The organism is Paenibacillus sp. FSL W7-1332, from assembly GCF_037969785.1.
GTDB lineage: Bacteria > Bacillota > Bacilli > Paenibacillales > Paenibacillaceae > Paenibacillus_AQ.
The window spans coordinates 3,021,848-3,046,147 of record NZ_CP150209.1 but is presented as its reverse complement, the minus strand read 5'-3'; the positions used below and the strand labels follow the sequence as shown (position 1 = coordinate 3,046,147).

Below are 24,300 nucleotides of genomic sequence, written 5' to 3'. Positions count from 1 at the left end.
CCGGGGCTTCTGATTTTAATCCCTTCACCAGGTATAAAACCGTTTAAACCAACATTTCATCTATGACTCTATGATCATTTTGTTTTAAAATATAAATAGATGTCACATTATTGACGTAACACCGACTGGAAGGAGCTCCTCTAACATGATGCCAGACAAACAAGAGCAAGGTCCCGATGAACAGGGTGGATTACAATTACAAGCGGATTGCGAACGCTGCTTTGGATTATGCTGCGTCGCTTTACCTTTCGCAGCCTCCACGGATTTTGCCATAGACAAAGACGGCGGAACCCCTTGTCACCATCTGCAATCCGATTTCCGCTGCGGTGTGCACAGCAGCTTGAGGCAGCGAGGTATGAGGGGCTGCACCGTATACGACTGCTTCGGAGCGGGACAAATGGTTTCACAGGTTACTTATAACGGACACGACTGGCGGCAGGCCCCTGGGACGGCAAAAGAAATGTATGACGTATTCCCGATCATGCGGCAGCTTCACGAGCTGTTATGGTATTTGAACGAAGCCCTGACTTTGCAACCGGCTCAAGTCATTCATACCGACTTGAGATTGTCGCTGGAAGAGACGAGACGAATGACTCAGCTTCCTCCCGAATCTCTGTTAAGGCTGGATGTGGCAGCTCATCGGGCAGACGTGAATCAGCTGCTTCTTCGGACCAGTGAGCTTGTGCGGGATGATGCGCGCAAGAAGCATAAGGGACCGCCCGTGCGTCAAAAGATCGGGGGACGCGGTGCTGACCTGATGGGAGCAAAACTTAAAGGAGCAGACCTAAGATACGCCAATCTGAGAGGGGCTTATCTTATTGCCGCGGACCTCAGAGGAGCCGATCTGCGGGCTGCCGATCTGATCGGTGCCGATTTCAGGGACGCAGACCTGAAGGGAGCCAATCTTGCGACCAGCCTCTTCCTTACTCAATTCCAGGTTAACGCGGCAAAAGGAGACGCCAATACCAAACTGCCTCCATCCTTATCTCGACCGGACCATTGGACGCGTTAACGCTGAATATATCGGGTAGAACAGCTGAAGATTTACTACCAACACCAAAAAGCCGGCAGCTAACTTGCAGCCGGCTTTTTGGTAATGGCCGAATCGCCTACACTTAACGCCTGTAAACGCTTCAGTTATGGAATTGTATTTTAATTTTCACATAGGCTTCTTCCATGAATCCTTCAAAGGAACGATACGGTTAAACACCAGTCTCCGTTCGGTCGTATATTTGGAATCCACGCAGAAATATCCGTGTCTGATGAATTGGTACGTTCGGTTCATCGTCGCCTCCTGCATCGAAGGCTCCAATATAGCATTTTCGATGCGAATCAACGATGCGGGATTCATTAGCTCCTCCCATACGTTCTCCGATTCAGATAACTGGGCCGATTCCTTCAGCAGCTTATCATACAAGTGAAGTTCCGCCGGGATCCCGTGCTTCGCAGACACCCAATGCAGCGTTGCTTTCACCTTCCGCTCATTAAATCCGCTCCCGCTCTTCGTTAATGGATCATACGTGCAGTGGATCTCCATGATGTCCCCCGTGGCTGGATCTTTCACGACATGTTCGCATTTGATGAAGTAGGCTCCTTTCAAACGCACTTCCTTGCCAGGAGATAACCGGTGAAATCCAGGAACGGGCTCCTCCATAAAGTCCTCTCGCTCGATGTACAACTCCCGTGAAAAAGGAACCTCCCGCTCACCCAACGTATCATCATTTTCATGATTCGGTATGGCAAGCATCTCGGTGCAATCTTCTGAAAGATTCGTGATGATCACCTTCAGCGGCTTCATGACGGCCATTGCGTTATAACACCGTTCCTTCAAGTCTTGACGGATAAAATGATCGAGCATGCCTGAATCCACCAGACTGTTGCCGCGAAACACCCCGAGTTCGCCCAGAAAACGCCGAATGCCCTCAGGTGTCACGCCTCGCCGCCGTAATCCTTTCAACGTTGGCAGTCTAGGGTCATCCCATCCGTCGACAAAGCCCCCCTCTACCAATTCCCTCAGGTATCGCTTGCTCGTAACGTATCCCGAGATATTCAATCTTCCGAATTCCCGCTGTTTCGGCGGCTCGGTTACTTCCAGCTCCGTAAGTACCCACTCGTATAGCGGTCGATGATCTTTAAATTCGGCTGAGCATAGCGAATGGGTAATTCCTTCGATCCAGTCCTGGATCGGATGGGCGAAATCGTACATCGGATACACACACCACGTTGTTCCGGTCCGATAATGCTTCGCATGAATGATACGATACAGGACGGGATCTCTCAGGTTCATGTTGGGGGACGACATATCGATTTTGGCTCGGAGTACTTTTTCCGACGTATGGAATGCTCCCGCGATCATTTGCTCAAATAACGCCATATTCTCCTCAATGCTGCGCTCCCGAAACGGGCTGTTGATGCCGGCTTCGGTCAGCGTTCCACGGTATTCCGTCATTTGTTCGGGCGAGAGATTGCAGACATAAGCCTTCCCTTTGGCAATGAGTTTCTTGGCCGCTTCAGCGATTTGATCCGCATAATCCGACCCGAAATATACACTCGGCTTAAGTCCAAGCCACTCGATATCCTCCTGAATCGCATGCACATATTTGATATCTTCCTTCAGTGGATTCGTATCGTCGAACCGAAGATTGAATGTTCCATGAAACCGGCTGGCGATGGAGTGATTAATGTAAATCGCATAGGCGCTGCCGATGTGCAGATAGCCGTTGGGCTCCGGCGGAAATCGCGTAGACACCGGCCTGTTATACACGCTGTTCTCTACATCCTCCTTGATCATCTTGGTCAAGAAATCCACCGTTTCTTCTCCTTTGTTTTTGTCGTCGCTCATACCTGACTCCTCCTTACGTTGTTGGATCTGCCGTAATTCCATGAAAAACAAAAAAATCCCGTCTCCAAGACATAAGTCTTGGGGACGAGATTGGTTTCGCGGTGCCACCCCTATTCGCCGATATCTCACGATACCAGCCTTATCAGGTACGGCCATCACGCGATCGCTTATACCCTAGCTCTGTAACAGGAGCTCCTGTCGCACCATCCCTTATCACATAAGTTCCGATGCGCCGCTCAGAGGCTTGGTTCAATGAATGGCTTCCAACTCCTTTTCAGCTTACCGGAGCTCTCTGTAGGGATTCCTGTTCATCTACTCTTCTCTTCATGGCGTTTACAATTTGATCCATAGTATCATCAAAAAAATAAAAAGTAAACCGTAAAACGTCGACTACAATGAAACGCCGATGCAATGAAAAATTTGTCCCGTTCTGTTAGATAGGCAGCAGCTTCACCGTAGCCTGCTTGCCGCTGACTTGTATACCCGTCTCCTTCTTGCCTACCTCAGCCAGATCTTGCACGAGTCGCTCCAGCAGTTTGCGGGCGGCTTCGCCCTCCCTGCCTTGAATGCGAATAACGGGCTGGACAGCTTTGCCCGCTGCCAGCAGCTTATGCATTTGCGACAGCTTGGTGTCATAATCATGCTCTTCGATATGGACGGACAAGCGGAATTCCTTTACTTTCATCGGACCGGCTGAAGCTTGCTGGCCCTTCTTCTCTTTCACAGCCTCCTGCTTCGCCTGCCCCCGGCTTACGAGTTTGCATGGCGGGGGACTGCTGAATAGGGAGGTACACACCAAATCGGCTTTGTGACTTTTCGCCAGCGCAAGCGCCTCATCCCTGGAGACGATTCCCAGATCTTCGCCGTTTAAGCCGGTCAGCTCTACTTCGCGTGCTTTTATCTTTTCATTCATCATTAACACGGATAGATCCTCCTATTGCTCTGCCTTTGCGTTCACATCATGGTGCATGAACCGAACAGAATGGGTTCGGTATTCCTGCTCTTCCGTGATTTCCAGACAGTTCAGCTGTTTACCGTACACGCACGCTCCATCAATACCGATTTTGTCCCCTTCTCCACAGAACCAGATCTGCTCCGAGTCGTGCAGGTTGACCGCTGGCGTATGCCCGAACACCACGGTTTTGTTGATGCCTGTAGGATAATTGAAGAATGGTTCCCGTATCCAGATGAAATCATCCTGAGGCTGCAACTTCCAGTCTTCAACACCCGGATTGATCCCTGCATGCACGAATATGTGAGTGTCTGTTTCATAGAAAAGTGCCAGCGTATCAAGAAAGGATAGATGATGCTCATACCCCTTCTTAATATAGGCTTTTCCTTCGTTATATCTGGCACGATCCATTTCACCCTCAAAAAAATCGGCGCCGCAGTAGCTTTCAATCGTATGTCGAGCTCCATTGCGAATCCAGCGCGAGTTCGCTTCATCCGTATCAAGCAAAATGGCATCCAGCATCATCTGGTCATGATTTCCGCGAAGCGTAATCGCACCTTCATCCCGCAGTTTCATCACTTGTTCAATGACTTCCCTGCTTTTGAATCCGCGATCCACATAATCCCCGAGCAAGATCAGCTTGTCCTTAGCGGGATTGTACTGCACATCATACAGTAACTGATTGAACTCATCGTAGCAGCCATGAATGTCGCTAATCGCTAATATTCGAATTGCCGTTCCCTCCCTACGCTAATCATATAAAACGATATTTAGCCATCACATCTCCCCATGGAGCAATCCCGGCTTCTTTAAACCCGATTTGGGAATATAGCCTTTTTGCATGCTCATTCTCGGATTTATAACAGAGCATAACATCGTTTGTTGTATCCGGCGAGTTCCGAATCTCCTCGAGAACCAAACGAATCGCAGGTTTGGCATAATGTAGTCCCTGAAACTTGCCGTCGATCATAAACCGGTAGATCCAGTAGTTATCATCGTGCGGGTGCAGGCCATACATCACAAATCCGATCATCTCTTCATCATGGTAGATCGCACGCGTTTTGAAGCCCTCCATGAATTGAGCTTCCGCTATCGAGTATAGATTGGGGGCAATCCACTTCTCCTGTTCAGGTCTCGGTTTAAGACGGATGCAATCCTCCCAATTGTCCTTATCTATGGCATGAAGTGTTATCAAATGCAAGACTCCTTCATATATGGTGTATGCCTTTATCCTAATCCAATGCCGACCATTTTTCACGGTATTAAATATGTAAATTCAAATAAGACGCTGCACGTTGCCATATTTAGAGCAAGATAATGAACGATTATAAGTATTTATTACATATTCCGATCATCTCTCAATGGATAAACTAGAAGTAACTTTATTTTACACGGAGGCGATATACATGCGGCAATTGAACCATAACTTCCAACCGAAAGGACAACTAACTATGAAACGAATGAGGGTTATGATATATGAAGAACATATTGAATATTGGAGTTTTGGCCCATGTTGATGCCGGTAAAACCACACTAACGGAGCAAATCCTGTTCAGATCCGGCATTATTGATCAAGCGGGCTCCGTTGACCAAGGCAATACCATCACGGATTCGCTGGAGATTGAGCGAAGACGGGGCATCACGATAAAATCCGCTGCCGTATCCTTCATGCTGGGCGATCTAAAAATCAATCTGATCGATACGCCGGGACATGCCGATTTCATCTCGGAGGTCGAGCATTCACTGAGTGTGCTAGATGGCGTCATTCTGGTGATTTCCGCGGTTGAGGGCGTACAGGCCCAGACGCGGGTGCTCATGCAGACGCTGAAAGAACAAGGGATTCCCACCCTTCTATTCATGAACAAGATCGATCGAATGGGCGCAAATTACCACAATGTCTATACCATGATACGAAATCTGCTGGATGAACATATTTGCGAGATGAGCTCTGTATCTCATGAGGGCAGCGCAACCGTTCGGGTAGACGTGGCCGATCCCCATAACGCCGGATGGGTCGAAATGTTGGCACTGACCAATGACGATCTGCTGAACGACTATGCCCAGGATATTCCCATATCACGCGAGCGGCTGCAGGAGGAATTAAGCAGGCAAACCCAGCAAGGTAAAGCTTACCCTCTATTTGCAGGATCAGCAGCCAAAGGGATCGGCATCGAGCCGCTGCTTCATGCGCTTGGGGAGTTGTTCCCCGTTAATGACGCCTCGGAGCTTCAGCATGAATCGTTATCCGGCCTGGTGTTCAAAGTGATCAAACTCCCGAACGGAGAACGGAACGTATACCTCCGGCTGTTCGCCGGCAGTATCCAGGCGCGAGACGAAATTACGGTGATAACGCAGAACGGAAACACCACCATGTTCAAGGTAAAACACCTCCATGCTCTGCATCATGGCAAATCCATGCCGGTGAATCAGATCGATGCCGGAGACATTGCGATTCTCATGACCGATGAACTCAAGGTGGGCGACGTCATCGGTGCTGTTTCCGACAGGATGAAGAGGGTCCACTTTCAGAAGCCGCCGATTCAAGTCCAGGTTTCGGCCAAGAATCCCGCGGAGGAGCATCAACTACACACGGCCTTAAGCGATCTCACCGAAGAGGATCCATTCCTGCAATATATCCAGGATATGAAAACCAAAGAAAACATCATCCACGTATTCGGTAAAGTCCAGCAGGAAATTCTGTTGGAAACGATCCAGCAGCAATATGGCATCGAAGCTGCATTTTCTGCTCCGCGGGTCATTTGTATCGAGAAGCCGATTGCTATCGGAGAGGCTGTTGAATTTATTGGCGAATGTCCTTTTTATGCAACGGTTGGCTTACGGGTTGAGCCTGGCGAGAGAGGAACCGGAATTCAGTATCGTCTGGAAGTGGAACTGGGCTCTCTCCCCTTAGCCTTTCAGAAAGCGATTAAAGACACGGTGATTGAGGTGCTGCAGGAAGGTTTGTATGGATGGACCGTGACCGATATTATCGTGACGCTGACGCATACCGGTTACGCAAGTCCGGTGTCGACGGCAAAGGATTTTCGCAGTCTGACCCCGCTCGTCCTCATGTCTGCGCTGGGCAAAGCCGGAACGGAAGTCCACGAGCCTATCAATGTCATCCAATTCATTTTGCCGGAAACCAGTTTAAGCAAAGTGTTATCCAAGTTGGCAGCGCTAGAGGGGACCTATCAGGAACCAACATTCCACAACCATGCTGTCCACGTTCATGGTACCATCCCCGTGCGGACAACCGACTTGCTGAAAGCCGAAGTCCATTCCCTGACAAGCGGTGAGGGCATGCTCTCCGTTAAACCAGGAGGCTACGTGAAGGTGCAAGCCACCGTCCCTGTGAATAAACGGCGACAAGTCAACCCGCTGAACCGCGGTGAATATATGCTTTATTTGAACAAGATCATGTAAAGAACGTACGTGTCAATCCATAGCGGTGTCGAGAGATGATCTCGCCCGCTATTTTTTTGTTCGATCCGTTTTCCTTCTAAAGGATAGTCTCTGGCATTCAATGCTTCCGAACTGGAGGTATATACCGGGGATAAGGGCTGTAAAGCCGTTATCATGTGGTTGTTTACAGTGAAAGCAATCAAAGACTACCGACTGCCATGACCTTTACGAAGCAGCTTGGGATATTGCGATGACGCATGTTTAACAACACCACAATGGGCGCAAGCCGTAAGCTTAGGGTCCAGTCGTTCAAGAATCCTCCCGCTCCGAAGTGACTCTTCCATATCAGGCGTAAATTTCGCAATGGGTCTGCGGAGTTTGCCGAAGAATGCTGTGAACAGATCGCCTGCGAGAAGAATTTGGTCGTCAGGATGATAGAATACCACATGCCCCGGACTATGTCCCGGTGTATGATAAGGGATTAACCCGCCATACGCATTGTCCAAATCCAGGGATTTGGTTGGATTAGAGGAGATATCAGATATCCGGTCCGCTTCTAATGGGTGTACTACAATCGGAACCTGCAAGGTCCGAGTCAGGTTCGGCAGCATCCCCACATGATCCCCATGACTGTGCGTAAGCAGCACCCGTACTAAGGGCTTATTCTTGAAGCGGACGTTTAACGCTTGATACAACGAATTCCACATGGACGGTATCCCTGCGTCGACCAGCGTTAATCCGTCCCGATCTTCAACGATCCATACCATGACAGGCAATGGCCAATATACATATCCGCCCCACACGTGACGTGTCAGCTGCTTCCATCGCATTCCAACCATCTCCTTACAAAAGTTATAATATGCGCTCGCACTTTTATATACCAATTGGTATATAATGATCAAAAAAAATTACCTCAATACACCCAAAGTAACTTCTAAACTGTGTTTCAAAACAACCGGGGCGGGTTCTATTTTTATGACCACGTAAAGTCCAACCAATGCCAGCATTAGAAAGTGTGCCGTGGAATGAACGTCTATGGTCTGCGCAATGTCTCCCGCTTCCATTCCTTCGGTCAACGCGTTTGCCAGAAACTGTGATACCTTGTCCTGATACTCACGGCCTTTTAACGCGATTTGCTCATCATGTGCGGCAAGCTCCGTCATTGTGTTTACGAACAAGCAACCGCGCTTTATTCCACGGTCATCGCCCGATTCAACAATATCTCGAAATAATGCCTCAATCCCCTTGTACCCCGATCCATTAGCAGCAAGAATAGACTCGAGTTTCCGAAGAAACTGGTCCATATAAATGTCCAATACCTTCATAAATAACGCACGTTTATCTCCAAAAGCCATGTATAGGCTCGGCCGGCTAATCTCCATCCTGGTCGTTAAATCTGTAATGGAGGTCGCTTCGTAACCCTTTTCCCAAAATAACTCCAACGCATTGTTCAACGCTTTCTGCATATCGAATTCCCGCGGACGCGCCAACCACTCTCACCTCAGTTATGTACCAACTAGTATATAATCAATGTTACCCTCCTTGGATATTGATGTCAAGCGTCATGCTTAATGCTATCATCCATCCAGTATTCAGTTTTATATGCCAAGACCTTAGCCTCGAACTATCTTTCTTAGTCCAGTGCAACTCTTTTTGCCCCTTGTCACTTATTAAGTGATAGGAAAAAACGTTGCTCTAGACCCACCCCAACTCGGCTTGGTAATATAGTCAGGTACTATTTTTTGGGGCGTGTGGAAGGAGTCGGCTAGATTTGGAACAACAACGTTATCATGATTTAAAATTGGGTGAAAAAGGTGCCATCATCAGTATCATTGCTTATATCTGTTTATCTGCAATCAAATTATTGATAGGTTACACCGCGAACTCCGAGGCTCTGCGGGCGGACGGATTAAATAATGCTACCGATATCGTGGCGTCCATTGCTGTATTGATCGGACTGCGTTTATCGCAAAAACCTGCGGATCGGGATCATCCATACGGCCACTGGAAAGCGGAAACGGTAGCCTCCTTGATCGCCTCTTTTATTATGATGGCCGTCGGGATCCAAGTCCTGTTCGGGGCCGTTTCTTCCATGTTTGAAGGCAACCATGAATCGCCTGATCTTCTATCCGCGTGGACCGGTATTGGCTGCGCCATCGTGATGTTCTTGGTCTACCGCTACAACAAACGCCTGGCTACCAAAATAAACAGTCAAGCCGTTATGGCAGCGGCCAAGGACAATCTTTCGGATGCCTGGGTCAGCATCGGCACGGTCGTTGGTATCATCGGCGCCCAATTTCATCTGCCATGGCTCGATCCGCTGACCGCCGTATTGGTAGGCTTCCTGATATGTAAAACCGCTTGGGATATATTCCGGGATGCCTCACATCATTTAACCGATGGCTTCGACGAGAACATTGTCAAAAGCTACAAAGAAACCGTAAAGCAAGTGGTTGGCGTTAAGGGAGTCAAGGACATCCGGGCAAGAAATTACGGCAGCAACACGGTTGTTGACATCGTCATCCTGGTCAGGTCGAATCTGGATATCCGGGTCGCACATGATATTTCAGACCAGGTGGAACATGAGTTAAAAGAAACACACGGCGTTTATGACGTACATGTTCATATAGAACCAAGTTAAGCCTCCACCATTACCAAGTTTCAATACTAATGAAGAAGGTCCGGCCATATTCCTGTTGGCCGCCGTCCTTTTTCTAAATAAGAAGCGACCCGATAAAAGGTTCCTTCAAGGTCAGTTGTCCAGCCTATGTGGTAAATCGAATAAACAGAGTCAAAATAATCTACGGGTATGTCACATTCTTCTTAAGTAGGAGAACAGATCAATTTTTCCTAAAGACCGCACGCCTTCAAATGTTGCTTTGCCTTTTCTAATTGTTATACTGATATATTTATACCCCATAAAAGGAGCGTAGCGACTGGATCCGACAGACTTAGCCTCTCAAGGTTGTTCGCTTGAGTCCCCCCTTTGCTTAATCCCCCTTGCAAACCAAGGGCAAAGCCAGAGAGTAGATACTATGTTAGGTGAGGTATCTGCCCCCTACGATTACACTTTCCTAATCATAATCCCTTCTTCAAAATCCTCTATATCATTAATGTTTATCCAAGTCTCTTCTGATTCTCTTAATCTATGAAACCGTAAAATTGTGTCATCATCATGATAAGTTAAGATAAGTATAAATTCATAATCTGGAAAATCAATTTTCAGTTTAAAAGACCATATTTCTAATAGCTTCTTTGCAAACCTCAACCCTTCTAAAGGATGTTTTTTAAAGGTTTTTGATATATCTATCATATGAACATGGCTTTCACTTGCTTCAAATCCAGTCCGATCTCCAAACTGATGAATAATATGTTCAATATTAATTTTTATATTATCTTCAGTGTACTTCTTTATTAAAATGCAACCTTCTACCTCCACAAAGTCTGGCCACGCTACATCAATTAGTTCTGATTTATCATGATATTTAGGACCATGCTCTTTGATAAGAATTTCATTGATTTTTTTATTTGATACTTCCATCCTATCCATCCTTAAAAATTTATTACTGCTGATATTTCATCTAACATTCTTGTGTTCCTGACGTCGGTTCACCTTAGTTAGCTTTTATCTTAGGGGAATCGATGTGTTTACACTGTTATCTTTTTTTTGAATAATGATGTAATAATAATTTCTGCACATTCTTCTGGTGTATTCAAACTTGTGTCCACTGAGCAGCTATAACGAATGTTTTGCAACATTATTTTATTTTGCTCATCTGATTGTTCTTCTCTTCTATCACCACGCTCTATATTTCGCTTACGACAAAGATCTAGAGGACAGTACACCTCGACTATCTCCAAGGGGTACCCATTAAAAATCTCTTTGACTTTTTCATAATGTGGCTTTAACTCAGGCCTTTCAACAAGTATCCCATCGATTATTACATGCTTGCCACTATCCGAAAATAACTTTGCTGTATGATACATTATAATTATTACTTCACTTAAATACTTCCAGTAATCTGTCTGTAGATGTTTATCACCAATCGTATTTTCAAAAAGATCATTGGCAACTACATAAAAAAATGGATTCGAGTAAGATTGCATAGCTTCTACTATTGAAGTTTTACCTGAACTTGTAACGCCATTCAAAAATATAATTCTCCCTTTATCCAATTTTCTCAACTTCCTTTGCATGGGTTTAATGTACATTTACTCTTTTTTTATGCTTTATAAGATTGCAGGGGTTCGGCTAACGTTGTTGTATTCACAAACCTTTACTGTCCCAGAAGCTCACACATTCGTTGCTTTAGTTTCATACTGTCATCAGCCTTTATATATTTTTTCTTCAGTCTGTCGTCTAACGTTCTCGCATGTACGACGTGACCCGGCCATAGATATCCTAGCCGGGTCGTGTGTTGTCAGAATATTCTTCCTCGAAAAATCGTCCAACAACCAAGGGGCGAAAGCCCCGCAGCGTAGATGTATTGTTAAGTGATGTTACTGCCTCTCTTGTGATCCTATGTTACATACTTTTGTTATTCAATCTTTTATTTTCTCAATTCGTACGTAAGGGCGGTCGGCTAATCTCCCAGAAGGGAGGTGATACCATGGAGGTCAAAGATGCTCTCTCCTTAATGTTCATGTTCGGCATGTTCATTTTGGCTTTGCTTACCTACATAAAAAAAATAGACCGCCCTCGCTAAGGTAACGGTCTGTTTCTCGACCTAACTCCTGTGGCCGACTGCTCTTTATGCAGTTATTGTGCTTTGGAGTCGTGTTCCAGCACGGCTCCTTACTTATTCTTACCTCAGTATAACTCAATTTATAACACTTTTATAGGTTTTGTTTGTTTATTTTTATTCATAACGCTCTTGTATCTACGAACCCGAGAGGCTTAAGACGCGAATGCCCCGGTTCCGACGAACTCTGTTGCCTCATCTTGCGAACCAAGGGACAAGGCCCACAGCGTGGATACGATGTTAAGTAACAAAAAAGAGCCTCACACAAGTTGTATAAACTTATGTGAAGCCTCCCTTCTACTTCATGTTTCCTACGACTTTCACTCTCAGTCTCGTCGCATTTCCCGGATGATAAGCCAGCGGGGTTTCTTCCACTTCCACGAGCTCCACCGTAGCCGGATCAGCGCCAGCCAGCACCGCCTGCTGCACGGCTTTTTCTTGCGCATCTTTTAATGAATCCTCACGTGGCTCAGTAGAATAGATATAAATTTGTTCATATTGTCCACTGATTTGAGCAATACACGCGCCAATGGCGTTGGCTACGCCCCCGTTCTCAGGCTTAATCATATGGGATACCCCGCGAATCGTATCCGGTATAACGACACTGCCGCCGCCTACCAATACAAGCTCAACATCTCCCGACGATGTCTTCATTTTATCAATGGCCTGCTCAATGATGGTTGCAATTTCAGCTTGCACCTTTTTAGCGAAGTTTTCATCCAGATGCGCTACCAAGCTCTTATCCCCGACGTCCGCAAGACCCAGCCGTACGGCAATGTCTGTTGTAGTCAGCGTATGTCCGCCAAAGACCAGCGCTTCCTGTCCAATCTTGTATCCTACGCTGTCAGGTCCCACCGTAATTTTACCGTTCTCCGAACGCACGATGCTTCCGCCGCCCAGTCCAACGGAGATGATATCCGGCATGCGGAAATTCGTGCGGATATCGCCAACCTCGACTGCAACCGAGGACTCTCTTGGGAACCCGTCCTGCAAAACCCCGATGTCCGATGTAGTCCCTCCCACATCGAGAACCATCGTATCTTTGATCTTCGCCAAATAAGAGGCACCGCGTATGCTGTTCGTTGGCCCGCATGCAATGGTTAGGATCGGAAATTGTTTAGCGTAATCGATCGACATTAAGGTACCGTCATTCTGGCATAAAAACACCGCTGCGTCTGTAATGCCTTCTTCTTCTAACGCCTGCACAAATCCTTGGGTAGTCGTTTCAATAACCTTGCACAATGCTGCATTCAGTATGGTCGCATTTTCCCTCTCGATTAAACCGACCGAACCGATCAGGGAAGAACAGGAAACAGGGAATTCCGGTCCATACACTTGATGGATGAGATCTCGAACCTGTAGCTCCTGATCATTTTTAATGGATGAAAACACACCAATGACGGCGATGGACTCGACACTGCTCCCCCATTCCTCTAAAAGAGCTTTAATTTCGGCTTCGTCGACTTCTCCAATCACTTGGCCGTCATATTCATATCCGCCATGAACGAGAGCATATTTACCCGACAGCTTCCGAACCATATCCTCAGGCCAGGACGTGTACGGCGCAACGGAAGCCGTTGCCGGGTAACCCAGACGAATGACGCCGACTTGGGCCAGCTTTTTGCGCTCAACAATGGCATTCGTGCACTGGGTTGTACCTAACATGGCATGCGTGATTTGGGTTTTATCCATATTCGATTCCTGCAGCAAATTCCGGAGCGAGGTTTCAATACCCGTTCTAATATCTAGACTTGTTGGTGATTTCACCGCATGAACCAGATGATAATTCTCATCCAAAATGATGGCGTCTGTGTTGGTGCCGCCTACATCGATCCCGATTCTATACATTCTCAGCCACCGCCTTTTTCACCATTTCCTCAATAGGAACATAATCGTAATCATATCCGAAGTATCTTGGTCCTGCCGTCTGGATTCCTTTTTCCGTTCTCCACTTATCATGAGCGGGCAGTCCAATAACCCGTACGCGTTTACCGTATTTCAGGCTCTCCGTAGTTACAGGCGACAAGGTTTCGTAATCAACCAGACAGATCAAATCGGGGGTCATCGCTATAACTTGACCGTTCTTTTCGGCAACCAGGTTTTCATTTTGAAAATGAACCTTCATCACTCCGTCTTTATGTGCCTCGATTCCATCGAGATGCATTTGACCGAGGTTAAAACCGCCCTTGGTTTCCCGGATGACATCCACGATTTTACCTTGGAAAAGCTCATAGCCAGACACAAGGTTCAGCAGCTCTTGAAGCTTATCGCCTGCGTCCCGATTCTTCGATGTAATGATTTCTCCAATCTGTTCGGAGAGGGTCACGATATGATGAACGCCGCTTTGCTTCATTTGAGCACCCGTTGCCGGGTACAGACTTACTAAAGCACTGGCGCCCATTTCAACCGTGGCCGCTCTGGCGAGCCGTTCCGTCCACTTATTATCAATGGTCTCAAAGATACCGATATTCCCTTTTTCATCCGTAATCGCCATCGGTGTCGCCGGAATGCCGTCCAGGTTAAACGTCACCATTTGCAGCTCCGGGAACGCCCGCCCCATACCGTCACAGTCGATCAGAGGCAATCCCAGCTGCGCCGCAACAACGATCGGAATCATGGAATTGACGCCTCCCGCTTCCATCGGAAACGTGCCGGCGATCTGTTCTTCTCCCAAGTAATTTGCTAATTTTTGAAAAACCTTAACAAACTCGTCCCCTCTGGGGAATTTCTCCACTAATACGGATGGCGCCCCCATCATCGCAGCCGGAATGAAAAAGTCCTCATCCTTAATCTCATCGACTGAGCATAGTTTTACTGGTCCGAACTTCTCAATGGCCGAGAGAGCCATCAATTTACCGATGTAAGGGTCTCCCCCTCCGCCGGTTCCCAGAAATGCTGCGCCAACGGCGATGTTTTCAACAGCTGCTTTATCTAAATATCTCATTCATGATTCCTCCAATATAACGGTTTTCTGAGCCGATAAACGATAGCCTGCATAATACACGACAAAAGAAATAACAATCCCGATCAACGGCTGATTCGGTACTTGCGGCAAACTTGGGAACAAGGATAACACAACAGGGGTACTAGCAATCACCGCACCCAACAGCCAGGAAACGACGCCCAGTGTATTCACGCCTTCGACCTCATGCCAGCGGCTCTTATCCCCTCTTCCAAGCATCCAGTAAGATGCGATCATCACGCCTGCAACCGGTGGAATCATAGCCGACAGGATGGACATGATCGGAGTGAAATAGTTCAGTATACCGACGACGGCCAATACGGTCCCAATGGTTCCCGCGATGCCGACGGCCCATTTTTCTTTTTCCTTCGATACGTTGAACACGTTAATGAAGGCAAATCCGCCTGAAATCGCGTTCACGAGGTTGGTCTTCCACGTAGCCAGGATCAACACCACGCCGCCAACAAACGGAGTCGTAATGCTCAAAAAGGTTGCTGTAATATCGCTGGCTTGGTAAGCAATCGTCAGGACAGCCCCTGCACCGATCATCAGCAAGCCTGCCGGAACAATCCCGATTAGAGCCGCTTTCAGGACATCGGACCGTTTTCCAGAAAATTGCGAATAATCTCCCGCGATGACTGCACCCAGGGCAAATGAACCCAGCGTTACCGCCAGCCCGTCCGTAAAGCTCATCGCTCCCTCAGGCTTATAATGCTGAATGATCTGCAGGGAGTCACCGGTCAAGGCTTCGATAAGACCAAATATGCTGATTCCCACCAATAAAGGAACGGCGATATAACTGATCACCCGCAGCACTTTAACGCCATAGACGGCCGATATCACCATCACGAAACCGCATATAAGAGATGCCAATGGCACCGGCATGTTCACTCCGGTCTTGGCTAGCAGGTCTGCCAAGGCTGCGCCGCACACATTCGCCTGGATCCCGAACCAGCCAAGACACGCAATCGCGAGGATAATCGACAGAATCGTACGAGACCCTGTTTTGCCGAATACCTGAGCTGCGACCTGAACGGTCGGCTTTCCTAAGTCCGTGCTTTGAATGCCCTGCAAAATCATGAGCAGTACAATGATTGCGTAGCCTGCCAACGTGACGAGCAGTGCTGTGGATAATCCCATTCCTGCGACAAGCGCATTCCCTACCAACAAACTCGGGATGCTAATGACCGCGCCGGCCCATACGATTCCGAGACTGAACCAGGATTGATGCTCTTTAACGGCTTTCATATGATCCCCCCTAATCTTGTTGGTTCGAATATTTGTTTCTTATTGTAAAAGATGAAGCAGGTTAGCGTCTTTTTCAGATAACAAAAAAAAATCCGATGTTTTTGTCTTATTGGACAAAACATCGGAACTTTTTAGTTATGGATGAGACGGTAGACCATGCAGGCCGTATAAACATCGTACGATTCCGAATTGATGGTCACATCATATCCTATGAGCTCGCAAATTTTTTTAATGCGATATTTCACCGTATTTTTGTGGACGAACAACAGCTTGCTGCAGTCATCCATATTCCCCTTCGCATCCAGAAGAAAAGTCATCAGGGTGTTCAATGTGTCAGGGTCGTCCATGATAGGCTCCAAAACGGACAAGCATTCTTCCGTCATCTCTTCCCCTTGTTTGCTGAGGTCTATGGCCCGTTTCATGGAACGGACTTCAGCCGCGGTGTATAGTTTGCGGTTATGATAGATGCGGTGAACCTCTTTAGAGACTCCGTTTACGAGCTGGTACATGCGGCGTACGTCCTGGGTGTTCCGCATCCTCGGAGAATAAACGATGCTTGATATTTCAGCGGTGAGACTCGTGGTTTCGATATATTCCACTGCGATTTCAAACTCATTGTATTTATAGGAGCAATTCCCCAGCAACACAACAACGCAGTGATCGATCGTTTGAATGACCGCGGTTTTATAATATTGCGAGAGATGCGCTTTCAAGTCTTCCCTTATCCTTCTTTCCTCCGACAAATCCCGGATGTAAACGAGCCACATCATTTGGATGGCGGAAACGTCAATATGGAGCAAACTGGCCAATCTGCGCATTTTTTCGCTTTCATCATTCACGATGGCTTTAACCAAAGCGTATTCGCTGACCTCGTTATGCTTGTCTCCCCACAAATTGATGGCCACCTGCACCACCTCGCTGACTTGCTCCATCGTCTTCGGCGGCAGCTTCGTATTCTCTTTAATGAGAAACAGGTAAAGGATCTCCCCGTTTTTTTGATGCACACGTTTGTATTCAACAAAGCAGGACGAATCCAGCTCGCCTTCTCCTATTCTGTCATTCAAAATGGAGGGCGCCATGGACCGGATTAGATTCGCAACATCGAGCGAGGAATTCCGCGGCCACATGACACGATTGATGATATCCAGGCTGCTGTTTGTCAGAACGATGTTCGCTTTCATCCGGTCCGACAGCAGTTTAAGGGTAATTTCCACGCTCCGCAAATGTTCCGGCAGCAGCGAGACCTTTTCCAGTGATTCATTCACGAAATGCTCATTTACATTCTGATTGCTTACGATAGCCTCCATGACTTCAAAAATAACTTCATTATACCTAAGAGAGTAATCGTTTCTCGGCATGCAAATGATAATAAAATTCAGAGATTCGGCCAGCTCGAGCACTTCATCGGCTATATCTGGCATGATAATGCCAACATAGTACAAAATCAATCCCACTTCACCAAGGTCATGCAAATATTGAACCGTTTTACATTGCTGCTCCACGCTATCCTTAATGGAATAAAAAGAGCTAATGACCAGTTCTTCGGCATACCATTCTTCTTGAACGGTTTGAATAATTTGCGAGAAGAAATTGACATCCGCCACCTCTAACACAGATAAAGAGGAAACGGTCTGATGTAGTCTGCTTGTTCCAGTGACCACCTGAGCTCCTCTAAATGAAGGCAGCTGCAGTAAATCTTTAACGGTTACCCCAATTTAACCACCACTTTTTTGTTCGATTCATGCTGCTCGTATTCTTCAATCTGTAATAATTCATCCGGAAGGAGATTCTCCTAGAAATAGCTGTTTAGCCAAGCTATGATGCTCGGCATAACGAAGCAGCCTAAGATAGGATTCATTAATAATAGTATAACCCTCGTTATGATAAGCAACCAAGTAAGTTCCTTTGCCAACCGGACCGAGAGCCGAATAGCTCGATGCGGAATGTGATGTTATCTAAGGGACATGTCTTCCCCGATTTTCTTACAATTCCTTTAAACTTTCCCTTCATTAAAATACTTGATTTCAATCTCGTTTTTTGCAATATTTTTTAATCCTTCTTGATAATAAGGCATATATTCATCTGCTCTATCAATATCTACCCATTCAACATGACTAATTTCGGATGGTCTAGTTATCTCTTGTTGTCCGCCTGTTATTTCAGCTCTAAAAGTAATAAACACTACATGTTCATCATGTTTTGTTAATATTGCTTCATTGATAGCCACTACACCGTGGACTTTAATATCATATCCTGTTTCTTCTTTTGCTTCGCGAATTGCAGCCGCATCTAAAGTCTCGTTTTCTTCAACGCCTCCACCTGGTAATGACCAAGTACCGTTTTTGTGATTCTTCACCATAAGGATTTTTGTTTTGTCTTTATCTGTAATCAAAGAATATGCAACGTCTATTCGTTTCATATGATCTTCCCTTTTTTTATGTTTTTTAAGATTTCATGTCTTTCAGGTAACGTTCTTGTATTCACGTAATGACCCCGCCTTGGATAGCTCTTATCATAGGCTGGGTCGTTTGTTGTCTGATCATTCCATGTTTTTAATCAACTAAATGTTATGAATGGGAATCACATAATAAAGAGATTCGGCAGAAACATCAAATCCTATTGACTGATAAAGACTTAATGCACGTCTATTTTGAGTAACTACGCTCAAGCGGATTTGGGAGTACTCTTGACTTTGCAAAAGCTTAACTACCCTAGAAAGAATTTCACGGCCATATCCTCTCCCCTGAAATGCGGGAAGCACACAAAAATCATGAATAATGGCAGTATTCGTATGAAAATAATTAACTCTGATCATCCCTACTGGTGTCAGACTGTCCGTAGCAATATAAGTAATACGTGAAGGCTCTTTAGTACGGCTCAAATACTTCCTAGTCCAAGACTCTAAATCTCCAAAAGCCTGAGATAAACACTTTATCAAAAACTCTAAATCCTGTTCTTCAGCTACCCGCAAATTAACGTCTGTGAAACATAATTTTGAATCTTCTACGCCCTTGAAGGTCATAGAGAATTCAGATGAACTAAAGCTAGCCCCTAAATGTCTTATACAATCAATACCTGACTCAGAGTTTGATGGAATTCTGAAACGGCAAGTAAGGATGCCATGCATTTGCATCTCCGACGTTGCCCTTTTCAGTAATCCCCGAAAAATACCAGAACGACGGAATTCCGGATGAACCATACTATTAATATTAGCTTCAATCCCATCTGAAGAATACCAGCTTAAAAAACCGATTAACTGATCTTCGTGTTGGCAAAGAAAAGCCTGATCTCCATCTATCTCTTTGAGGCTCTCTATCCCCACCCTCAAACTTGACTTATCGTATATCTTGCACAACCGTTCTAGCATTCTGATTTGATTAATCTGATAATTTGAAAAATCATTCATTTTTATAATTTGATATTGTTGCATGTTTGATTGCCCTCATGAAGAAGGAAACACGCAGTTTATGGACGAGTAGGCGTTATCCTTCTAATTTCTGTCCGAATATTCATGATTACCAATTGAACCGCCTCCTTAGTAAGCTATGATTTCATTATTAATGTAAACATGAGAATAATCAACGTTTTCACGATAATCAAGGTTTTCAGGATTTTGCTGCTCGATTGAGGATATTAATGCGGTACTTATACGATTTCCGCTATTTCGTATAACGTTCTTGTGTTCACGAAAGGCGCGTTGCGCCGGGACGAAGACTTAGCCACGTAGGGTTGTTTGCTGAATCCGCTTTCTCGAAATTCTCCGCAGACCAAGGCCGAACGACCGCAGCTTGAACATGGCCTTATAGGATGCTTACAAATTCCCCGTTAGTTGAACAACATGGATTAGGAAAACCCTTCCATATTCAAAAAAAACATCAATCTTTAGAGTGGAATCATGGTATGACTTATTTTGGTTCGAGCGCAATATACCTCGGTAAATCGTAGCTTATTCTCCACAAGATTCTTTTGCCATATCGATATGTGATGGTCTTCGATGGTTAACTTTTCACCTCTTTAACTCTAAATAATTCATATTATAATCTTCGCCTAAGAAATTCATCACTCCAGAAAATCCATTTAGTTCCCATTCTCCATTTTTGTTTGGAGTAAATATGTATTCTCTTTTCCAATCCTTTAACTTCTCATTATCACCAACATATTTTTCCTCAATGCTTAATCTAGTTTGATTAAAAAACTCATTCTCGAAGTAGCTCTTATAAACGACCGCATTTGTTATAGTTATTCCTTCATGAAAGAGTGTTGGGTATAATGTGTCCTGTTGTACATACATATCTGACTCGGGATCGGAATCCATATTATGGATAAATAATATAGATAGAATATCCTTAGCATGGACTCCAAACTCTTCGGTAAAGGACTTCTCTAAATCCTTATACTCCAGTTTTGACACCTTTTCTCTCAATGCTAGATCAATGATCATTTTTTCTTTCTTTTCAACCATTTCAATTGCAGTGTTTATGTCGAAATCAATTGTTTCTTCTTTTATCGGCTTTAATTGTTCTGATGATTGACAAGCCGATAAAAACAAAATAACCAGAATAAATGAAAATAGGTAGAATCTCCTCATAATTAGATACTCTCCCCTACAATTAAACCAACCCTTCTCTAGATATATATAAATTATAGCTTTTACTAAGTTGGCCGTAATCGCGTAATTCTTAATTATAATATTCTCCGTAATCAGTATTCACGACATCCGACGAATGTCGGATGTGTCCGCAGCCCATACTTCCCTACCAATTACTTCTGCGGACCGAGGACGAATGCTCGATGTGTGAATATGCTGTTATATGACGTATCCAACTTCTTCGAGATACTTTCACAGAGCTTTTCTTTTTTAGTTTTTTCTCTATTAACGTATATTTCAGTAGAGTTTTTTTTAAAAAACCGTCACTTACTTATTTGTTACCAAGTTGTTCCGCCAAACCGATTAGAAGTCCTTCGGTTCCACGAATGTAGCAGAGCCGATACGAATCCCCGTATTGAACCATTTCGCCAACGAGTTGCGCACCATGCTTAGTAGTGAGTCTGGATACCATCTCATCAATGTTTTGAACTGTGAACATGACGCGTAAATATCCAAGGGAGTTTACAGGAGCCGTCCGGTGATCGGATATCGTAGGTGGGGTGAGAAATCGCGAAAGTTCAAGTCGGCTGTGGCCATCTGGGGTAACCATCATAGCAATCTCTACACACTGAGAACCTAGTCCGGTTACGCGACCAGCCCATTCCCCTTCAACAGTCGTTCGCCCTTCGAGGATCAAGCCAATCTCCTCAAAGAAAGAAATTGCGTCATCAAGGGATTCTACAACGATACCTACATTGTCCATTCTTAGTAATTTATTTTTTCCATAGTTTTTTCTCCTTGTGCACAAATTTCTCACCTGATTTTTTCTCATAATTCATGATAACAATGAAAAATCATTGCTGCCAATCGCCTCCCCGAATCCACATCTAACTTCTGCCGGACTGAGGGTCTAATGGCCCGAAACGTGAACATGGTGTTATGCCAATACCCTCTTCTTATTAAATTTCAAATTGTCTTTCCAGTCTTTCCAATGCTCTTTTATATTTCTCTATTCGCATGTAATCTTGTTCTGAAGGATCTTGTATTCTTGATAAATTCATATTCTCTTTAATGTCAGCTATCTTTACATTTCTAGCTATTCGGTTCTTTAATGTTTTATCAATGAATTCTTCATAACTGTCTTCCTTAGCTCTTGTTAATAAATTCATAGCCTCAAGTATCTCTTCTGAAAATCCTGTTTCTCTTAGTTGATCAATTGTTACTTCCGTGTCTTCTACAACGTCATGAAGAACTGCAACTATCTTCTCTTCAATTGTCTCAACCCTATTCATAACTGCTAATGGGTGTAAAATATATGGGTTTCCGCCTTTATCAACTTGGCCTTTATGAGCTTTTAGAGCTATTGAAATTGCTATCTCAATATCCAAAGAGGTCACTCCATTCTTTAAAATGCTCCTAGTCGGTGCAGGGTTATCCGGCTGATGTTGCTGTCTTCTTTGAGTTATATAATTCTTCGCTTTTCAAGCTCTATTATCATTTTGTCCGTAATTACATCCATTGGTTCAAGACCAGATACAATTAAATCACAATCGGCCATGACATTTGAATTTATAGCTTGGTATAAATTTCGCACTACGATAAGATATTGAGACAAATATTCTTCGAAGTTTTTTAAAGTTTCACTTGGAGAACACTCAGAATGTTGTATCCCTCTTAAAATCCTACGAGCCAGTGCTACCTCTAATGGAATATCAATACAGACTACAAAATCAATTAGTTCGACCATTCCTTCCCGACCTCTACCGAAAGGTTCTTCGACTATAATGTATTTTTCTGATTTTACGATTTGGTTGTTAGGTAGTTTTATGGACCTGCCTTGAACCAACTCATATAAGTCTCTATTAAAATTTGGGTTTTGAACTAATTTAGGGTCGGCACCTTTTTCCAACCATTCATCAAAATCATCTGGATATTTATTAGTTGAAGCATAGTCATCAAAGTGGAATGATATTGCATCTACAAGTTTATCTCTTAATTGCTTTGTTAATGTACTCTTGCCTGATCCAGATGGACCACTGACTGCGATTGTGAACGCAGATCTATTCATTGTTTTTTATTCCTTTCTTTTATGCACATTGACAGCAATTTCAGCTAACGTTCTTGCATTTACGAACCCCCAGCACCTTAAAGGAAATCGGGAGACTTAGATAGCCCTTATCTTACTCTCCCGGTTTCCTGGCCGATGCGTTTAGGTGGTGCGGGGTTGTCCGCAGCCCCTGCTTCTTCGAAAATACTTCTGCGGACCGAGGGCGTGAGTATGATGTGAGAATACGTTGTTATGTAATGTTTTGGTCTTTATCGAATACCTGTATTATTCAATTAATAAATCAAAGCCAGCCAGACCATACATCAAATCGATTTCCATTAAGATCATAAAATCTAAAATTCTTGCGGTTTCCATCATACAGTTTTATCTCTGATACATTTACTCCTCGTTCTTTCAAGGTTTCATATGTCTCTTCTATATTGTCTGATTTGTATGTTAGAATATGCATTTCATAGTCTTTATCTTCCCAGAAATCCGTCTTGTACGTTAGTTTCACATCTTCATTATTATTGACCGTTACCAGCATTATCTCTGGACCAAAACCAAGGTCAAAACTAAATCCTGTCCAATGAAAGCCAAGTTTCTCCTGGTACCATTTAATACTTTCTTCTCGATCAATGACAGGTAAATACACACAATCGATATGACCTACAATATTTTTCATCTTAAGGACCTCCATCAATAGTAAATTTATTTGAATTTGCCCCAATTTCACATAACGTTCCTTGTATCTACGAACCCGTGAGGCTTAAGGGAGCGTATGCGACTGGGTGGCTTAGCCACTTAGCCTCGCAGGGTTGTCTGCATACCCATACTTCTCCGAATTGCTTCGGGCAGACCAAGGGGGCTTGCCCCCGCAGCGCGAATACTCTATTATGTGATGTCGCAGTCATCTTGATTAACCTTAGGAAGTCTAATCATTCCACATTCTTGTTACTTCTTCTAATTCTAAGTCATCGAATTGCATTTTATAAATATCTGGTTTCTTTAATTGATTCAAAAACTCCATGCCAAAAGCTGAATCAAAATGATTCATCATCAAAGTCATTACAAGACCATGAGTCCCGATTGCTATTTTCTTCCCTCTGTGCTCTTTTAATATGGGTTTTAGAACTGAGATTGCTCTTTCCTGACAGTCAGCATTAGACTCTCCACCCGGCAAGGTATAATCAGGGTCATTAAAACCTCAACACTAAGAATTGCTCGAGTATAAGGACTTGATATAATCTTGTCTATTCCTTCACCTATAAGTAACTTCGTTACTTTTTCAATATCGACCTTTCCTTTTGGGGTAAGCCCTCTTGTTCTTTCATTTCCTTCATTATATGGTGATTCTCCATGCCTAACCATATAGATAATTGTCTTCATACAAGACTCCTTTAGATGCTTTCATTAAATATCACACTGCGATTTCACATAACGTTTGGCATCTGCGACGCGACCCGGCCCGGCTTTAGATAACCCTTATCTTAGGCTGGGTCGTGTGTTGTCTGAAT

The 24,300-nt window shown here is 44.7% G+C and carries 23 protein-coding genes, 2 pseudogenes and 1 other annotated feature; of the genes and pseudogenes, 4 read left to right on the top strand and 21 right to left on the bottom strand.

What is annotated here, in order from left to right; genetic code table 11:
• Positions 1-148: 148 nt before the first annotated feature.
• Positions 149-1,012 (top strand): pentapeptide repeat-containing protein, encoded by an 864-nt coding sequence (locus MKX98_RS13620; protein ID WP_339224431.1) that lies wholly within the window; start codon positions 149-151, stop codon positions 1,010-1,012.
• A 147-nt stretch (positions 1,013-1,159) separates the two neighbouring features.
• Here MKX98_RS13620 and MKX98_RS13615 read toward each other — a convergent pair whose 3' ends face one another.
• From MKX98_RS13615 to MKX98_RS13600, 4 genes are all read right to left on the bottom strand, one after another.
• Entirely contained in the window at positions 1,160-2,842 is a 1,683-nt protein-coding gene (locus MKX98_RS13615; RefSeq protein ID WP_339223478.1) for a glutamine--tRNA ligase/YqeY domain fusion protein, read from the bottom strand.
• A 77-nt stretch (positions 2,843-2,919) separates the two neighbouring features.
• Positions 2,920-3,179: a binding site (T-box leader), on the bottom strand.
• A gap of 96 nt (positions 3,180-3,275) precedes the next feature.
• Positions 3,276-3,764 (bottom strand): translation initiation factor IF-3, encoded by a 489-nt coding sequence (gene infC / locus MKX98_RS13610; protein ID WP_339223476.1) that lies wholly within the window; start codon positions 3,762-3,764, stop codon positions 3,276-3,278.
• 12 nt (positions 3,765-3,776) lie between these two features.
• Positions 3,777-4,502 carry a metallophosphoesterase family protein gene (locus tag MKX98_RS13605; protein ID WP_339224429.1) on the bottom strand — a complete coding sequence of 242 codons (726 nt, stop codon included), beginning with the start codon at positions 4,500-4,502 and terminating at the stop codon, positions 3,777-3,779.
• Positions 4,503-4,548: 46 nt separating this feature from the next.
• Positions 4,549-4,989, bottom strand: coding sequence for a GNAT family N-acetyltransferase (locus MKX98_RS13600; protein WP_339223474.1), 441 nt, complete (start codon positions 4,987-4,989; stop codon positions 4,549-4,551).
• A 281-nt stretch (positions 4,990-5,270) separates the two neighbouring features.
• On the opposite strand from MKX98_RS13600, the gene MKX98_RS13595 reads away from it, so the two are divergent.
• Complete coding sequence (locus tag MKX98_RS13595) at positions 5,271-7,217, top strand: translation factor GTPase family protein (protein ID WP_339223472.1); 1,947 nt, start codon at positions 5,271-5,273, stop codon at positions 7,215-7,217.
• Between the two features lie 185 nt (positions 7,218-7,402).
• On the opposite strand, the gene MKX98_RS13590 is transcribed toward MKX98_RS13595, so the two are convergent.
• Positions 7,403-8,026: an MBL fold metallo-hydrolase gene (locus tag MKX98_RS13590; RefSeq protein ID WP_339223470.1), complete on the bottom strand. Its 624-nt coding sequence runs from the start codon at positions 8,024-8,026 to the stop codon at positions 7,403-7,405.
• A gap of 78 nt (positions 8,027-8,104) precedes the next feature.
• Complete coding sequence (locus tag MKX98_RS13585; protein WP_339223468.1) at positions 8,105-8,662, bottom strand: TetR/AcrR family transcriptional regulator; 558 nt, start codon at positions 8,660-8,662, stop codon at positions 8,105-8,107.
• 305 nt (positions 8,663-8,967) lie between these two features.
• Between MKX98_RS13585 and MKX98_RS13580 the strand changes: the two genes are divergently transcribed.
• The gene (locus tag MKX98_RS13580; RefSeq protein WP_339223466.1) at positions 8,968-9,837 is read left to right on the top strand and encodes a cation diffusion facilitator family transporter; all 870 of its coding nucleotides are present in this window, start codon (positions 8,968-8,970) and stop codon (positions 9,835-9,837) included.
• A 68-nt stretch (positions 9,838-9,905) separates the two neighbouring features.
• On the opposite strand, the pseudogene MKX98_RS13575 reads toward MKX98_RS13580, so the two are convergent.
• The 3 genes and pseudogenes from MKX98_RS13575 to MKX98_RS13565 form a co-directional block, all read right to left on the bottom strand.
• Positions 9,906-10,118, bottom strand: a pseudogene (locus tag MKX98_RS13575) (class I SAM-dependent methyltransferase); the annotation flags it as partial.
• A 142-nt stretch (positions 10,119-10,260) separates the two neighbouring features.
• A complete protein-coding gene (locus MKX98_RS13570; RefSeq protein ID WP_339223464.1) occupies positions 10,261-10,737 on the bottom strand; it encodes a hypothetical protein in 477 nt (158 codons plus the stop codon).
• Between the two features lie 107 nt (positions 10,738-10,844).
• Positions 10,845-11,372, bottom strand: coding sequence for an AAA family ATPase (locus tag MKX98_RS13565; RefSeq protein ID WP_339223462.1), 528 nt, complete (start codon positions 11,370-11,372; stop codon positions 10,845-10,847).
• 434 nt (positions 11,373-11,806) lie between these two features.
• Between MKX98_RS13565 and MKX98_RS13560 the strand changes: the two genes are divergently transcribed.
• On the top strand, positions 11,807-11,902 hold the full coding sequence (locus tag MKX98_RS13560; protein WP_339223460.1) for a putative holin-like toxin: 96 nt from the start codon (positions 11,807-11,809) through the stop codon (positions 11,900-11,902).
• 333 nt (positions 11,903-12,235) lie between these two features.
• Here the strand turns inward: MKX98_RS13560 and MKX98_RS13555 are convergent, their stop codons facing one another.
• From MKX98_RS13555 to MKX98_RS13500, 12 genes and pseudogenes are all read right to left on the bottom strand, one after another.
• On the bottom strand, positions 12,236-13,786 hold the full coding sequence (locus MKX98_RS13555; protein WP_339223458.1) for a hydantoinase/oxoprolinase family protein: 1,551 nt from the start codon (positions 13,784-13,786) through the stop codon (positions 12,236-12,238).
• On the bottom strand, positions 13,779-14,882 hold the full coding sequence (locus MKX98_RS13550) for a DUF917 domain-containing protein (protein ID WP_220685646.1): 1,104 nt from the start codon (positions 14,880-14,882) through the stop codon (positions 13,779-13,781). Before MKX98_RS13550 ends, MKX98_RS13555 begins: the two co-directional genes overlap by 8 nt.
• Positions 14,883-16,148, bottom strand: a complete 1,266-nt coding sequence (locus tag MKX98_RS13545) for a cytosine permease (RefSeq protein WP_339223456.1) — start codon at positions 16,146-16,148, stop codon at positions 14,883-14,885.
• Between the two features lie 131 nt (positions 16,149-16,279).
• A complete protein-coding gene (locus tag MKX98_RS13540) occupies positions 16,280-17,809 on the bottom strand; it encodes a PucR family transcriptional regulator (RefSeq protein WP_339223454.1) in 1,530 nt (509 codons plus the stop codon).
• A 332-nt stretch (positions 17,810-18,141) separates the two neighbouring features.
• Positions 18,142-18,567: an NUDIX hydrolase gene (locus tag MKX98_RS13535; protein WP_220685648.1), complete on the bottom strand. Its 426-nt coding sequence runs from the start codon at positions 18,565-18,567 to the stop codon at positions 18,142-18,144.
• A gap of 141 nt (positions 18,568-18,708) precedes the next feature.
• Positions 18,709-19,578 carry a GNAT family N-acetyltransferase gene (locus tag MKX98_RS13530; RefSeq protein ID WP_339223452.1) on the bottom strand — a complete coding sequence of 290 codons (870 nt, stop codon included), beginning with the start codon at positions 19,576-19,578 and terminating at the stop codon, positions 18,709-18,711.
• Positions 19,579-20,154: 576 nt separating this feature from the next.
• Positions 20,155-20,736 (bottom strand): hypothetical protein, encoded by a 582-nt coding sequence (locus MKX98_RS13525; protein WP_339223451.1) that lies wholly within the window; start codon positions 20,734-20,736, stop codon positions 20,155-20,157.
• Positions 20,737-21,067: 331 nt separating this feature from the next.
• Positions 21,068-21,568, bottom strand: coding sequence for a VOC family protein (locus MKX98_RS13520; protein ID WP_339223449.1), 501 nt, complete (start codon positions 21,566-21,568; stop codon positions 21,068-21,070).
• A 127-nt stretch (positions 21,569-21,695) separates the two neighbouring features.
• The gene (locus MKX98_RS13515; RefSeq protein WP_339223447.1) at positions 21,696-22,124 is read right to left on the bottom strand and encodes an HD domain-containing protein; all 429 of its coding nucleotides are present in this window, start codon (positions 22,122-22,124) and stop codon (positions 21,696-21,698) included.
• A gap of 74 nt (positions 22,125-22,198) precedes the next feature.
• Complete coding sequence (locus tag MKX98_RS13510; RefSeq protein ID WP_339223445.1) at positions 22,199-22,804, bottom strand: hypothetical protein; 606 nt, start codon at positions 22,802-22,804, stop codon at positions 22,199-22,201.
• A gap of 280 nt (positions 22,805-23,084) precedes the next feature.
• Positions 23,085-23,468, bottom strand: a complete 384-nt coding sequence (locus tag MKX98_RS13505; RefSeq protein ID WP_220685654.1) for a VOC family protein — start codon at positions 23,466-23,468, stop codon at positions 23,085-23,087.
• A gap of 249 nt (positions 23,469-23,717) precedes the next feature.
• Positions 23,718-24,172, bottom strand: a pseudogene (locus MKX98_RS13500) (histidine phosphatase family protein).
• Between the last annotated feature and the right edge of the window lie 128 nt (positions 24,173-24,300).

What these genes read in the sequence shown, in the direction of transcription:
- MKX98_RS13550 (WP_220685646.1), bottom strand. Translation starts at nt 14,882, where the DNA reads ATGAGATATTTAGATAAAGCAGCTGTTGAAAACATCGCCGTTGGCGCA.
- MKX98_RS13615 (WP_339223478.1), bottom strand. Translation starts at nt 2,842, where the DNA reads ATGAGCGACGACAAAAACAAAGGAGAAGAAACGGTGGATTTCTTGACC.
- MKX98_RS13590 (WP_339223470.1), bottom strand. Translation starts at nt 8,026, where the DNA reads ATGCGATGGAAGCAGCTGACACGTCACGTGTGGGGCGGATATGTATAT.
- MKX98_RS13510 (WP_339223445.1), bottom strand. Translation starts at nt 22,804, where the DNA reads ATGAATAGATCTGCGTTCACAATCGCAGTCAGTGGTCCATCTGGATCA.
- MKX98_RS13620 (WP_339224431.1), top strand. Translation starts at nt 149, where the DNA reads ATGCCAGACAAACAAGAGCAAGGTCCCGATGAACAGGGTGGATTACAA.
- MKX98_RS13525 (WP_339223451.1), bottom strand. Translation starts at nt 20,736, where the DNA reads ATGAGGAGATTCTACCTATTTTCATTTATTCTGGTTATTTTGTTTTTA.
- MKX98_RS13535 (WP_220685648.1), bottom strand. Translation starts at nt 18,567, where the DNA reads ATGAAACGAATAGACGTTGCATATTCTTTGATTACAGATAAAGACAAA.
- MKX98_RS13560 (WP_339223460.1), top strand. Translation starts at nt 11,807, where the DNA reads ATGGAGGTCAAAGATGCTCTCTCCTTAATGTTCATGTTCGGCATGTTC.
- MKX98_RS13595 (WP_339223472.1), top strand. Translation starts at nt 5,271, where the DNA reads ATGAAGAACATATTGAATATTGGAGTTTTGGCCCATGTTGATGCCGGT.
- MKX98_RS13530 (WP_339223452.1), bottom strand. Translation starts at nt 19,578, where the DNA reads ATGCAACAATATCAAATTATAAAAATGAATGATTTTTCAAATTATCAG.
- MKX98_RS13505 (WP_220685654.1), bottom strand. Translation starts at nt 23,468, where the DNA reads ATGAAAAATATTGTAGGTCATATCGATTGTGTGTATTTACCTGTCATT.
- MKX98_RS13545 (WP_339223456.1), bottom strand. Translation starts at nt 16,148, where the DNA reads ATGAAAGCCGTTAAAGAGCATCAATCCTGGTTCAGTCTCGGAATCGTA.
- MKX98_RS13570 (WP_339223464.1), bottom strand. Translation starts at nt 10,737, where the DNA reads ATGGAAGTATCAAATAAAAAAATCAATGAAATTCTTATCAAAGAGCAT.
- MKX98_RS13520 (WP_339223449.1), bottom strand. Translation starts at nt 21,568, where the DNA reads ATGAGAAAAAATCAGGTGAGAAATTTGTGCACAAGGAGAAAAAACTAT.
- MKX98_RS13555 (WP_339223458.1), bottom strand. Translation starts at nt 13,786, where the DNA reads ATGTATAGAATCGGGATCGATGTAGGCGGCACCAACACAGACGCCATC.
- MKX98_RS13585 (WP_339223468.1), bottom strand. Translation starts at nt 8,662, where the DNA reads ATGCAGAAAGCGTTGAACAATGCGTTGGAGTTATTTTGGGAAAAGGGT.